This window comes from Lutibacter sp. B1, from assembly GCF_012524075.1.
GTDB lineage: Bacteria > Bacteroidota > Bacteroidia > Flavobacteriales > Flavobacteriaceae > Lutibacter.
Genome location: NZ_JAAZUI010000014.1, coordinates 46,823 through 59,795 on the forward strand (window position 1 = coordinate 46,823; position 12,973 = coordinate 59,795).

Annotated in this window: 14 protein-coding genes; 13 read left to right on the top strand and 1 reads right to left on the bottom strand. The window is 30.3% G+C overall.

The window, feature by feature from the left end; genetic code table 11:
• Position 1: 1 nt before the first annotated feature.
• Positions 2-988, bottom strand: a complete 987-nt coding sequence (locus HGB55_RS09595; protein ID WP_168816678.1) for a DUF1028 domain-containing protein — start codon at positions 986-988, stop codon at positions 2-4.
• 66 nt (positions 989-1,054) lie between these two features.
• On the opposite strand from HGB55_RS09595, the gene HGB55_RS15585 reads away from it, so the two are divergent.
• From HGB55_RS15585 to HGB55_RS09655, 13 genes are all read left to right on the top strand, one after another.
• A complete protein-coding gene (locus tag HGB55_RS15585; protein WP_256368422.1) occupies positions 1,055-1,180 on the top strand; it encodes a hypothetical protein in 126 nt (41 codons plus the stop codon).
• Between the two features lie 126 nt (positions 1,181-1,306).
• Positions 1,307-1,717 (top strand): Rrf2 family transcriptional regulator, encoded by a 411-nt coding sequence (locus HGB55_RS09600; protein ID WP_168816679.1) that lies wholly within the window; start codon positions 1,307-1,309, stop codon positions 1,715-1,717.
• Between the two features lie 79 nt (positions 1,718-1,796).
• A complete protein-coding gene (locus HGB55_RS09605; RefSeq protein WP_168816680.1) occupies positions 1,797-2,516 on the top strand; it encodes a DUF2490 domain-containing protein in 720 nt (239 codons plus the stop codon).
• A 4-nt stretch (positions 2,517-2,520) separates the two neighbouring features.
• Positions 2,521-3,414, top strand: a complete 894-nt coding sequence (locus tag HGB55_RS09610; RefSeq protein ID WP_168816681.1) for a sulfite exporter TauE/SafE family protein — start codon at positions 2,521-2,523, stop codon at positions 3,412-3,414.
• A gap of 48 nt (positions 3,415-3,462) precedes the next feature.
• The gene (locus HGB55_RS09615) at positions 3,463-4,032 is read left to right on the top strand and encodes an adenylosuccinate lyase (protein WP_168816682.1); all 570 of its coding nucleotides are present in this window, start codon (positions 3,463-3,465) and stop codon (positions 4,030-4,032) included.
• A gap of 57 nt (positions 4,033-4,089) precedes the next feature.
• Positions 4,090-5,433, top strand: coding sequence for an adenylosuccinate lyase (purB, locus tag HGB55_RS09620; protein WP_168816683.1), 1,344 nt, complete (start codon positions 4,090-4,092; stop codon positions 5,431-5,433).
• Positions 5,433-5,804 carry a hypothetical protein gene (locus tag HGB55_RS09625; protein ID WP_168816684.1) on the top strand — a complete coding sequence of 124 codons (372 nt, stop codon included), beginning with the start codon at positions 5,433-5,435 and terminating at the stop codon, positions 5,802-5,804. The genes purB and HGB55_RS09625 overlap by 1 nt, the downstream gene beginning before the upstream one ends.
• Positions 5,805-5,807: 3 nt before the next feature.
• Complete coding sequence (locus HGB55_RS09630; RefSeq protein WP_168816685.1) at positions 5,808-6,662, top strand: TerC family protein; 855 nt, start codon at positions 5,808-5,810, stop codon at positions 6,660-6,662.
• Positions 6,663-6,797: 135 nt separating this feature from the next.
• Entirely contained in the window at positions 6,798-8,108 is a 1,311-nt protein-coding gene (locus tag HGB55_RS09635; RefSeq protein ID WP_168816686.1) for a TolC family protein, read from the top strand.
• Positions 8,109-8,120: 12 nt separating this feature from the next.
• The gene (locus HGB55_RS09640) at positions 8,121-9,191 is read left to right on the top strand and encodes an efflux RND transporter periplasmic adaptor subunit (protein WP_168816687.1); all 1,071 of its coding nucleotides are present in this window, start codon (positions 8,121-8,123) and stop codon (positions 9,189-9,191) included.
• A gap of 4 nt (positions 9,192-9,195) precedes the next feature.
• Complete coding sequence (locus HGB55_RS09645; protein WP_168816688.1) at positions 9,196-12,387, top strand: efflux RND transporter permease subunit; 3,192 nt, start codon at positions 9,196-9,198, stop codon at positions 12,385-12,387.
• A 36-nt stretch (positions 12,388-12,423) separates the two neighbouring features.
• The gene (locus HGB55_RS09650; RefSeq protein ID WP_168816689.1) at positions 12,424-12,729 is read left to right on the top strand and encodes a hypothetical protein; all 306 of its coding nucleotides are present in this window, start codon (positions 12,424-12,426) and stop codon (positions 12,727-12,729) included.
• 16 nt (positions 12,730-12,745) lie between these two features.
• On the top strand, positions 12,746-12,931 hold the full coding sequence (locus HGB55_RS09655) for a DUF2892 domain-containing protein (RefSeq protein ID WP_168816690.1): 186 nt from the start codon (positions 12,746-12,748) through the stop codon (positions 12,929-12,931).
• Positions 12,932-12,973 lie beyond the last annotated feature (42 nt).

Here is a 12,973-nt window from a genome sequence, read left to right on the forward strand (position 1 = left end):
CTTATAATTTTAAAATTTCTTGTAATTGTTTATCTGAGATTATTAATAATTGTGGAGCTATCAACCTTGGTGTTAGTTCTTTCCAGTTGCTGTTTTTTTCAAAAATTTCTTTAAATATAGGTTTTGCTTCATCTAATTCACCACTATTAGCTAAAGTTACTGCATACCAAAATTTCATTTCTAAATTCTCCGGATTTAATTTTTGCGCATTTTTATAATGTTCTTTTGCTAACTCAAAATCTCCTTTTTCTACAGCTAAATCTCCTTTATTCATGGATTCATATGCTGTGTGAATTGTTAGCAATCTACGCATTTCTTTTAAAGGGTTTTCATTGTCCTCAACTCTTAAATCAACCACTTTATCTTCCCAACTATTTCCTGTACCTTTTGCTTTAACAACTAAAATTGCTACAGATTGTTTTCCTCTAATATCACCTCCTTCATTTTGAGCCGCCTCCATAGCAATTAACATACGCTCGGCTAGACTTCCTTTAGAGCTTTGAAAAGCCTTTGCCATTGCTGGCCAAACCGTATTTTTATCCATCAAATTTGCTTGAACTGAAAAATTATTACCCACAAAATGTCCGGCTTCCTTAATACATTTTTTACCTGTGTAAGCTTCAACATTTCCTTTTGAATCTAAAATTGCAAGCTGACGAACATCTCTGCCTTCATCCAATTTCAATAATGCTTCAACTGCCATTTTTGGTGTAAGTCCATTTTCTAATAAACTCAATCCTTTTAGTCCAAATGAAGGATTTACAAAAGATTGTGTTGCTACTACTCCAACTCCGGCTTTTCCCCAAGCAACCAAACTACCTACTGAAAACCAGTGAGATTGTACTGCAACACCCATTTCACCATTTACAGTATCTCTCGCAACAATTGAATATGTATGTGAAAAAGGTTCCTTTTTAGAATATACTTGTTGAGAATTCATTTGACTACTAAAAATAAATGTAAATATTATTACAAATTTTAACTTCATAAGTTACTAATTTTAAAAATTAAAGATATAATATTCTTTTAATACATTTATACAAATTTTTAGATTATGGGAATTTCAAATTTTTGGTTTTACACAATTATGATTGTAGTTATACTGCATGTAATTGTTGGGTTTGGTTTTTTACTTTATAAATTATCTCCAAAGAAAAAAGATAAAGAAAAAAATGAATGAATTATTCTCTCTTTAAAATCAATTATTTAACTAATGTATAAATTATTGCTATTTTTATTATTACCCATAAACTATTAATTTTACTGGCTTATTTGTAATTTAGCCTAAACTTTTTAAACTAAAAATATGCTTTCAAAAAGAGCTAAATACGCTATTAAAACACTTATTTTCTTATATGAAAATGAGGATAAAACTCCTATTTCTGCAAAAGTTATTTCTGAAAATGAAAAAATACCTTATAAATTTCTTGAAAATATTTTACGAGAATTAAGACAGAATAAAATTTTAAGAAGTGCCAGAGGTGCTGATGGTGGTTATCATTTTTTAAAAAACCCAAATGATATAACTGTAACGGATATTATAAGGATTGTTGACGGCCCTATAGCGCTAATTCCTTGTGTTTCAGAAAATTTTTACGAAAAATGTCCTGAATGTGTTGATGAAAATACCTGTAAAATAAGAAAACTTTTTGTTAACCTTCGTGTTAAAATGCTACCTGTTTTAAATAAATCTATTGCCGAATTAAGTAAATTATAATTTTTTTATTTTTAATTCATATTAATTTGGTATGAATAATATGAATTAATATATTTGTATGAAAATATACTAACCAATTGTGAAAAATGTTATAAAACTTATCTTCTTACTTTTAATTGGCAACACTCTGGTTGCTTATGGCCAAAAGAAAATTACTACTCAAAGTTTATTTTGGAATCGTTATTATTTAAAACTAACTATAAGTGAACAATGGGCAATACGACAGGAAATAGAAGAAAGAGCTTATTGGTTTCCTTGGCGCCAACATCAATTTTTATTGCGTACGCATTTAGAAAAAAAATTAGGTAAAGATTGGAATACAGCTTTAGGTTTCACGTATTTTATTCAAACACTTCCACACAATCCCAACATAAAAAACACCGAAAATAATACAGAACTGCGTCCGCAAATAGAGTTTGCTTACAAACAAAATATTTCAAATAAAATAAGTCTTCATCACAGATATTGGTCTGAGTACAGATTTATGGAGCAATCAAATCATCAAATTGAATATAAAAACAACCGTTCACGTTATAAAATTGAATTAAGATATAAGCCTACCAACAAATTGACTTTAAAGGCTTTTGATGAGATTTTTCTGAATTTCGGTCACAACATAGTTAATAATACCTTTGATCAAAACAGATACGGTTTAAGTTTTCAATACATGCCTTATAAAAATTTCGGATTCGAAATAGGATATTTAAACTGGTTTCAAGAGCGCTCTTCTGGTATTGATTATTACAACCGACATATTATTCGATGTACAATTCATCATAGTATCAATCTAAAAAAATAAAAAAATGGAAGCATTAGTTATTAAAATTGAAGAATTCATTAATAAAATTACGTTCAAGCAAATTAGTATCGCCATCTTATTTTTAAAAGCTATAATAATTTGCTATTTTGTGTACTTGTTAATTCTGGAATTCCAAATGGATAATCTGCATTTTAACAGCACCTTCATTATTTTTATTTTTGTTGGTTTTGTTGCCCAAATTATTGACGGAGCTTTGGGTATGGCTTACGGTGTTAGTTGCACAACTTTACTGCTTAATTTTGGAATTCCGGCAAAATTAGCATCTGCAAGTGTTCATACTTCAGAAATTTTTACAACAGGAGTTTCGGGTTTATCTCACATAAAGTTCAAAAATATTGATAAAAAATTGTTCTTCAAGCTTGTTGTAACCGGAACCCTTGGCGCTGTATTAGGAGCATACCTTTTAGCAGATTTTTTTGAAGGAAAAATTGTAAAACCTTTTGTATCTATTTATTTATTAATTATAGGTTTTTACATACTATATAAAGGAGTAAAAAATATAAAACAAAACGACCACATAAAACAAGCGCCTCTTTTAGCTTTAATTGGTGGTTTTTTAGATGCTATTGGAGGTGGTGGTTGGGGACCAATTGTTACTTCAAGCCTTTTAAGCCAAGGCAAAAATCCAAGAGAAGCAATAGGAACCGTTAATACCGCCGAATTTTTTGTTACTTACTTTGCAACCATTGTTTTTATTATAATTTTAGGCGTAAAACATTGGCAAATTATTTTAGGGCTTATTTTGGGAGGTGTTTTAGCGGCTCCGCTTGGTGCATATATTGCCTCAAAAATCAATAAAAGAATACTAATGCTGTTGGTTGGTTTGTTAATTATAATTACATCATCCTATACTTTGTATAAAACCTATTTTTTATAGTTTTTTCTATAAAATTGTGTATTTTTAAAGGAAAAGAATACCACATACATGAATGGTGCTTATTTAATTCAGGAATTAAATTCTATTGAAAATGCCAAACGAGTAAACAGATTAAGAGTGGCTAATTTGATTTTAGCTAAACCTGAACTTTTTAAATATTTGCTTGAAATTACATTTGATGTTAACAATAAAACTTCAATAAAAGCTGCGTGGGTTTTAGAATTTGTTTGTGATGAAAAGTTAGATTGGTTAGCTCCTTACCTTGATTATTTTACTGAAAATATAGCTAACGTAAAGTTTGATAGTGCTGTACGTCCTATTACAAAAATTTGTCAATTTATTGCCAAAGCATATACTTCAAAAAAAGAAAGTGCTATAAAACAACATCTTACAAAAAAACATATTGATATAATTATTGAAAACGGCTTTGATTGGTTAATTGGCAATCAAAAAGTTGCAGTTAAAGCCTACACTATGGAAATGCTGTATTTATTTGGAAAAAATTATAAGTGGGTTCACAAAGAGTTGCAATTGGTTATTCAACAAAGTATAATTAACGAAAGTTGTGGCTATCAAGCCAGAGGCAAAAAAATTCTAAGTTGGATTAACCAAAAATAATCCTGCTCTTTTTAGTTAATTTCATTAATTTTACATCTTTCAACACAAACTAAAAGAATGACCTTAACAAGTTTAAACGCAATATCTCCAATTGATGGCAGGTATAGAAGTAAAGTAGAAAGTTTAGCTCCTTTTTTTTCTGAAGAAGCCCTAATTAAATACCGAGTAAAAGTTGAAGTTGAGTATTTTATCGCTTTATGCGAAATTCCGCTTCCTCAATTAGCAGATTTTAATGCTTCTATTTACAATGAATTACGAAAAATTTATTCTGAATTTACTTCTGAAGATGCTCAAAAAATAAAAGATATTGAAAAAGTTACCAACCACGATGTTAAAGCGGTTGAGTATTTCATCAAAGAAAAATTCGATAACTTACAATTACAAAAATATAAAGAGTTTATTCACTTCGGATTAACTTCGCAAGACATAAATAACACTTCAATTCCTTTATCTATAAATGATGCTTTTGATACTGTTTATTACCCGGAGTTAGCTTCACTTCTAGAAAAATTAAGAGTTTTATCTGCCGAATGGGCTGAAATACCAATGTTAGCTCGCACACACGGGCAACCTGCCTCACCAACCAGATTAGGTAAAGAAATTTATGTTTTTATTGAACGTATTGAACAACAAGTGAAACAACTTCAAAATATACCTTATGCTGCAAAATTTGGCGGAGCAACAGGCAATTACAATGCGCATAAAGTTGCTTACCCAACTATCGACTGGAAAGCTTTTGGAACCAATTTTGTAGAAAAAGTATTGGGTTTATACCACTCTTTTCCAACTACACAAATTGAACATTACGATCATTTAGCAGGAATTTTTGATGCCTTAAAACGTATAAATACCATTTTAATTGATTTTGACAGAGATATTTGGACCTATGTTTCGATGGATTATTTCAAACAAAAAATTAAAGCGGGTGAAGTTGGCTCTTCGGCTATGCCGCATAAAGTAAATCCTATTGATTTTGAAAATTCCGAAGGAAATTTAGGTATTGCCAATGCTTTGTTTGAACATCTTTCAGCAAAACTTCCTATATCTCGTTTGCAAAGAGATTTAACCGATTCAACTGTATTAAGAAATGTTGGAGTACCTTATGCACACACAATTATTGCCTTTAGTTCTACGTTAAAAGGTTTAAACAAATTATTAATTAACAAAGATAAATTTGCTGAAGATTTAGAAAATAATTGGGCTGTGGTTGCCGAAGCAATTCAAACTATTTTAAGAAGAGAAGCTTATCCAAATCCGTATGAAGCTTTAAAAGGTTTAACCAGAACCAATGAAAAAATAACTGAAAAATCTATTGTAAATTTTATTGATAGTTTAGAAATTAGCAATACGCTAAAAAATGAGTTAAAATCTATAACACCACGTAATTATACCGGAATATAATGAAAAAACATATCCTAACGCTTGTACTGTTTGCACTTATAATTTCTTGTAAGAGTGACGAATTGAATCCTGACAGATTTAAAACCGGAACATTTGAAATTCCTGAAGGTAAAGGATATGAAAAAACAATAATTATTCGACAAGATTCTATTCAAATTGAAAAATATGTTGATAGAATTGACACACTATCAATTAGTTGGGAAAACAATTTTAATTATACCCTTAAAATGATCAATCCAAAAACAGCTATTGATGAAGATCCTATTCATGTGAAAATTACAAATCTTAAAAAAGATTCGTACGATTTTGAAGCTGTTATTGGGCATTCTAATTTTGTGCAAAAAGGAACAATTATAAAAAAATCTAAATAACCTATGGAAATATTATTACAACCTGATGCGTGGATTGCTCTTTTAACACTTACTTTTTTAGAAATAGTTTTAGGAATAGACAACATTGTATTTATTTCTATTGTTTCAAATAAACTTGATAAAAAAGATCAGCCTAAAGCAAGAAACATTGGTTTAATACTTGCTATGATTTTTAGAATTTTACTATTATTTGGTATAACTTGGGTATTAAAATTACAAGATGTTCTATTCCATTTTGAAACTTCGTGGATAAAAGCCGGTATAACAGGACAAAGTTTAATAATTATAGCCGGTGGTTTATTTTTGTTATACAAAAGTGTTACGGAAATTCACCATAAATTAGAAGGAGAAGAAGAAAGCACTTCAGGTAAAGCAAGTACAACTTTAACAAATGCTATAACACAGATTGCTATTTTAAACTTGGTTTTTTCATTCGACAGTATTTTAACAGCAATTGGATTGGTTAGTTTAGACAATCCACCTGCCGGTTTTGGATATACCGGAGGTATGATAATTATGATTATTTCAATAGTGCTTTCAATCATAATTATGATGGCATTTGCAGGACCGGTAAGCAAATTTGTGAACGAACATCCTACAATTCAAATATTAGGACTTTCATTCTTAATTTTAATTGGCGTAATGTTATTGGCAGAAGGTTCTCATTTAGCACACGTAGAATTACTTGGAAATGCAGTACATAGCATACCAAAAGGTTATTTATATTTTGCAATTTTCTTCTCACTATTTGTTGAGTTTTTAAATTTGAAAATGAAAAAAGCAAAAGACCCCGTCCATTTACACAATTCAACAATTGTTGACGATAAATTAAAAGACGATAAGTTCTTAGAAAAATAAATTAAAAATCCCGTGTTAAACGGGATTTTTATATTTTAAACATTATGTTATAAATGTTACATATCTCTGTAATATTTATTACTGTTAAACCATATCACCTCGCCTATTTTTGCCTCAAACTAAAAAAACAAAACTATGCAAAGTAAATATTTGTTATCAATTACTTTTTTGTTTTTCAACCTGTTAATTATTAATGCACAACAAGAAACTTTAATTTCTCTTGATGATGTTTTAAGTAAGGTTGAAGAAAACAATCATACCATTAAAATGTCTGAGCAGGACTATAATGCTGCAAAAGGTGATTTTAACCAAACAAATGCTGTTTTACTGCCTAATATATCTATTTCACACACAGGAATAGCCACTACAAATCCGCTAATGGCATTTGGTTCTAAATTAAATCAGGAAATATTAACGCAAGCCGATTTTAACCCTGCACTTTTAAATGATCCGGATGAAATTAAAAACTTTGCTACTAAAATAGAAGTACAACAACCTATTTTTAATGGCGATGGTTTGTATATGCGTAAAGCTGCAAAATCTAAAATGAATGCATTTGAACTTCAATCAATAAGAACAAAAGAGTATGTAAATCTTGAAGTAAAAAAAGCATATATGCAATTACAATTAGCTTATAAAGCTGTTGAAGTTCTTGAAAAAGCAAAAGAAGCCGCTTTGGAAAATAAAAAAATTGCAGAAAACAGCTACAAACAAGGTTACATGCAAAAATCTGACTTATTATTAGTTGAAGTACATGTTACTGAAGTAGAAAATCAACTGCAAAATGCCAAAAGCAATATCAATAACGCATCAGATTATTTACAATTTTTAATGGGTGAAACTACAAATACTACTTTTAAACCTTCATCTGAATTAAATGCTGAAGTAGATTTAGCAATCTATAATTCTGTACTTTCTAATAACAGAGCCGACATTGAAGCAATGGAAAAAAGTACTGAAGCATACAACAATATGTATAAAGCCTCCAAAATGAATTTTTTACCTCGTTTAAACGCTTTTGGAAGTTACGAGTTGTATGACGATAAATTATTTGGAACCGATGCTAAAGGTTATGTTTTTGGTGCAGAACTTTCTTGGAACATTTTTGAGGGTTATAAAAAGTTTGGTAAAGCCCAAAAAAGTAAAGCCGAGTTAGATAAAGCAGAAATTAGCTTAGATCAATATAAAAATCAAAGTCAGCTTGAATACAGTAAAGCTAAACGCCAATTAAAAGATGCTGAAAATACATTGAATTTAACAAGTTTAGCAGTTGAACAATCTGAAGAAGCATTAAGAATAAGAACAAACCGATTTAAACAAGGCTTAGAAAAATCGTCAGATTTATTAAATGCTGAAACACAATTTTTGCAAAAACAATTAGAATACCTGCAAACAGTTTTTAATTACAATTATACAAAAGCTTACGTAGCATTTTTAACCAAATAATTAACTAAGAAAATGAAAAATATTATACAATTATTAGCAATCGCAACTTTAGTTTTTGTTGTAAGTTGTGGAAAAGATAAAACTGAAACTGTAGATAACAGACCAACTGTTGCGGTTAAAGTTAGTACACCATCATCAGAAAACAGTAAATTTATTACAGCCAGCGGAAAAATTGAAGCTGTACAAAATGCAAATATAAGTACGCGTATGATGGGTTATGTAAATAATATCCCTGTAAAAGTTGGCGATAAAGTTTATAAAGGTCAATTATTAGTGAGCATAAACAGTGCTGATATTTCGGCTCAAAAAGCACAAGCAAATGCTTCAATTACTGAAGCTACAGCCGCTTTTAATAGTGCTGAAAAAGATTACAACCGCTATAAATCTTTATTTGAAGATAATAGTGCTTCACAAAAGGAAATGGATGATATAACTGCTAACTACCAGATGGCTAAAGCACGTTTAGAAGCTGCAAAACAAATGAAAAATCAGGTAAACGCACAATTATCCTATTCAAATATTACCGCACCTTTTAGCGGTATTGTTACAGGTAAATTTGTAAATAAAGGAGATATGGCCAATCCCGGAATGCCTTTGGTAAGTATTGAAAATCCAGATAAATTCCAAGTTATAGCTATGGTTCCGGAATCAGAAATTACAAACATTAAAAACGGAACTCCTGTTGATGTTTTAATAAAATCTACCAATGAAATTGTAAAAGGAAAAGTTACTGAAGTAAGTACTTCAACAAAAAATACGGGAGGACAATATTTAGTGAAAGTTATTTTAGATAAAACAGATGTAAAATTATTATCAGGTATGTATACTTCTGTACAATTTCCTATTGAAAAAACATCAGAAACTACATCAGTATTAATTCCTGCCTCCGCTTTGGTAAAAAGAGGTGAATTAGTGGGTGTTTATGTGGTAAGTCAAAATAACACCGCTTTATTACGTTGGTTGCGTTTAGGTAGAGAATTTGGTGATCAGGTAGAAGTTTTATCAGGTTTATCAGCAAACGAAGAATATATAATATCTGCTGAAAGCAAATTATTTAACGGAGCTAAACTACAAATTCAATAAAATTATGAAAGAAGGATTAGCCGGTAGTATTGCCAAAGTATTTATAAACTCTAAACTTACTGTTTTACTGATGATTATGTTTTTGGTTATTGGTGTGTACAGTTCGTTTTTAATTCCAAGAGAAGAAGAGCCTCAGATTGATGTGCCAATGGCCGATATTTTTGTAGGATATCCGGGTGCAAGCCCTCAAGAGGTAGAATCAAGAGTTGTTAAACCTTTAGAAAAAATTGTTTCTAATATTAAAGGTGTTGAATACGTGTACTCAACCTCTATGAATGAACAAGCTATGGTTATTGTTCAGTTTTATGTAGGTGAAGATATAGAGCGCTCATTTGTAAAGCTTTATAATGAAATTATGAAACATATGGATGAAATGCCGAAAGGTGTTTCAATGCCATTGGTAAAAACAAGAGCTATTGATGATGTTCCAATGCTAGCATTAACATTATGGAGCGAAAATTATGACGATTACCAATTAAAGCAAGTTGCAAGTGAATTAACCAGTGAAATTGAAAAGATTACTGATGTGGCAATCACTAAAAAAATTGGTGGAAGAAACAGACAAGTTCGTGTTGTTTTAGATAAAGATAAAATGGCTGAAAGCGGGTTAGATATGTTAAGTATCACTCAAAAAATACAAGCCAATAACCAACAATTAACTTCCGGCAGTTTTGATAATAACAATACTGAATACCTTGTAAATACAGGTAATTTTTTAACTTCTGTTGATGACGTTGAAAACTTGGTTGTAGGCGTACAACAAAATAAGCCAATATATCTTAAACAAATTGCAGCTATTACTGATGGTCCTGAAATACCAAAAGAATATGTTTCTTTTGGTTATGGAAAAGCAAATGAATTATCCTCAACATATAACTCAGAATATCCTGCAGTAACCATTTCAATAGGTAAAAGAAAAGGTGCTGATGCAATGAAAATATCAGAAAAAATATTAGATAAAGTTGAGCATTTGAAACAAAATCTAATTCCTGATGATGTTCATATTACTGTAACACGTAATTACGGTGAAACAGCTTCACACAAAGTTTCTGAACTTTTAATGCACTTAATAGGCTCAATACTGGCAGTAACCATAGTTGTTATGTTGGCTATGGGTTGGCGTGGTGGTTTGGTAGTTTTCTTATCTGTACCAATCACTTTTGCAATGACATTGTTCAGTTATTACATGCTGGATTATACCTTAAACCGAATCACACTTTTTGCTTTAGTTTTTGTTACCGGTATTGTAGTTGATGACTCTATTATTATTGCCGAAAATATGCACAGGCATTTTAAAATGAAGCGATTGCCATTTAAACAAGCAGCTTTATATGCCATAAATGAAGTTGGAAACCCAACCATTTTGGCAACATTTACTGTAATAGCATCAGTATTGCCAATGGCGTTTGTATCCGGTTTAATGGGACCTTATATGAGTCCGATGCCAATTGGAGCTTCAATAGCTATGATTATTTCATTATTTGTAGCGTTAACTATAACACCTTATTTAGGATATTATATTTTAAGAGAAAAAGACAAACAAGAAGATAAAGAAGAAAAAGGTTTAGAAACTTCATTAATTTATAGAATCTACAACAAACTTGAAAAGCCTTTAATTGAAAATAAAACAAAACGTTGGACTTTCTTAGGACTTACAACTTTATTATTGCTAGGTTCTATGCTTTTATTTTACACGAAAGGTGTTGCTGTAAAAATGTTGCCTTTTGATAATAAAAATGAATTTCAAGTAGTTATTGATATGCCTGAAGGCACAACACTTGAAAATACAGCTGCAGTTTCAAAAGAAATTGCAAATTATTTATCTCAAAGACCTGAAGTTGATAATTATCAAAGTTTTGTTGGTACTTCAGCACCAATAACATTTAACGGTTTGGTTCGCCATTACGACCTTAGAGGTGGCTCTAACATGGCGGATATTCAAGTGAATTTGATAGATAAAGAATATCGTTCAGAACAAAGTCACGACGTTGCAAAAAAACTAAGAGCTGATATTCAAGCAATAGGTAAAACATTTAATGCAAACGTTAAGTTAGTAGAAGTTCCTCCCGGACCTCCGGTTTCATCTACCATTGTTGCTGAAGTTTATGGACCCGATTACAACGGGCAAATGGATATTGCTAGACAATTAGAAAAAATTGTAACTACAACTGATGATATTGTTGATGTTGATAATTCGATAGAAGCGGAGCAAGTTGAATACAATTTTGTAGTTGATAAAGAAAAAGCGATGTTAAATGGCGTTGCTCCTCAACAAATAGTGGCTACATTAAAAATGGCAATGTCTGAACAGCCAATTTCTAAGCTTTATAATGAAACTGCAAACAATCAAATCAATGTAGTTTTAGCTATTGATGAAAAGGAAAAATCATCAATAAACGACATAAAACAACTAAAAGTGATTTCACAAATGGGAATGGCAATTCCTATTGGAGATTTGGTAAAAGTTGAAGAAAAAATTCGTAATAAATCAATCTCCAGAAAAAATCAAAAACGTGTTGTTTATGTAAATGCAGATATGGCAGGTAAATTGGAAAGTCCGGTTTACGGAATTTTAAATATGTCTGACAGATTAAACGAAATTAAAGTACCTGAAGGATATACTTTAAACGAAGAATATAACAAACAACCAACTCACGAAGATAATTATACTATTAAATGGGATGGAGAATGGCAAATAACTTATGAAGTATTTAGAGATTTAGGTGCTGCATTTGCTGTGGCTATATTTGTAATTTACTTATTAATTGTTGGTTGGTTCCAAAACTTTAAAGCCCCATTGGTAATGCTTGTGGCTATACCGCTTTCATTAGTAGGTATTATTATTGGTCATTGGGTAATGGGTGCATTTTTTACCGCAACATCTATGATTGGTATGATTGCTTTAGCGGGTATTATGGTACGTAACTCTGTACTTCTTATCGACTTTATTGAGTTGAGATTAGAAGATGGAATACCTTTAAAACAAGCTGTTATTGAAGCAGGTGCTGTTAGAACTACACCAATTTTATTAACTGCCGGTACTGTAGTAATTGGAGCCTTTGTAATTTTATTTGATCCAATATTTCAAGGATTGGCAATTTCATTAATGGGAGGTACAATTACAGCAACAGTATTAACACTATTGGTTGTACCGTTAGTTTACTATATGACTGAAAAACACAAACATAAAAATTAATTAGGTTACTTTAACAAACTAAATCAATATCAGAACATGAAATTATTAATGATAACAAGTATTACAGAGTTTGAAAAAGATATTTGTGCTCTTTTTAAAAACTCTCAAATTGAAGTTTACAGCACTTATGATATTAGAGGCCATAAACTTCAAAAAAGAGAAAATATACAAAATAATTGGTTCTCGGCACATAGAGATAATTTTGATTCTAAAATGTATTTTACTTTTACTTCTGAAGAATTAGTAGAAACAATGTTAAATGAAGTTAAAAAATACAATGCTCAAAATACATCAAATAATCCTGTAAAAGCTATTGTCCTTGATATTGAAAAATCCGTTTAACTAAAAAAATGAAAAAATGAAACAACGAATAATTAGAGCTATCGCCGGTACATTTATATTAATTAGTTTATTACTTGCAGTAAAAGTAAATGTAAACTGGTTATGGTTTACTGCTTTTGTAGGTTTTAACCTATTACAATCATCAATTACAAAATGGTGTTTAATGGAAGTTATTTTAGAAAAATTAGGCGTAAAAGATTAATTTGTTTTTGTAGTTTTACATCATAAATACATTAACAAATCA

Bases quoted from the DNA above. Each gene is read 5' to 3' on its own strand.
- HGB55_RS09595 (WP_168816678.1), bottom strand. From the start codon at position 988: ATGAAGTTAAAATTTGTAATAATATTTACATTTATTTTTAGTAGTCAA.
- HGB55_RS15585 (WP_256368422.1), top strand. From the start codon at position 1,055: ATGGGAATTTCAAATTTTTGGTTTTACACAATTATGATTGTAGTTATA.
- HGB55_RS09600 (WP_168816679.1), top strand. From the start codon at position 1,307: ATGCTTTCAAAAAGAGCTAAATACGCTATTAAAACACTTATTTTCTTA.
- HGB55_RS09610 (WP_168816681.1), top strand. From the start codon at position 2,521: ATGGAAGCATTAGTTATTAAAATTGAAGAATTCATTAATAAAATTACG.
- HGB55_RS09615 (WP_168816682.1), top strand. From the start codon at position 3,463: ATGAATGGTGCTTATTTAATTCAGGAATTAAATTCTATTGAAAATGCC.
- purB (WP_168816683.1), top strand. From the start codon at position 4,090: ATGACCTTAACAAGTTTAAACGCAATATCTCCAATTGATGGCAGGTAT.
- HGB55_RS09625 (WP_168816684.1), top strand. From the start codon at position 5,433: ATGAAAAAACATATCCTAACGCTTGTACTGTTTGCACTTATAATTTCT.
- HGB55_RS09630 (WP_168816685.1), top strand. From the start codon at position 5,808: ATGGAAATATTATTACAACCTGATGCGTGGATTGCTCTTTTAACACTT.
- HGB55_RS09635 (WP_168816686.1), top strand. From the start codon at position 6,798: ATGCAAAGTAAATATTTGTTATCAATTACTTTTTTGTTTTTCAACCTG.
- HGB55_RS09640 (WP_168816687.1), top strand. From the start codon at position 8,121: ATGAAAAATATTATACAATTATTAGCAATCGCAACTTTAGTTTTTGTT.
- HGB55_RS09645 (WP_168816688.1), top strand. From the start codon at position 9,196: ATGAAAGAAGGATTAGCCGGTAGTATTGCCAAAGTATTTATAAACTCT.
- HGB55_RS09650 (WP_168816689.1), top strand. From the start codon at position 12,424: ATGAAATTATTAATGATAACAAGTATTACAGAGTTTGAAAAAGATATT.
- HGB55_RS09655 (WP_168816690.1), top strand. From the start codon at position 12,746: ATGAAACAACGAATAATTAGAGCTATCGCCGGTACATTTATATTAATT.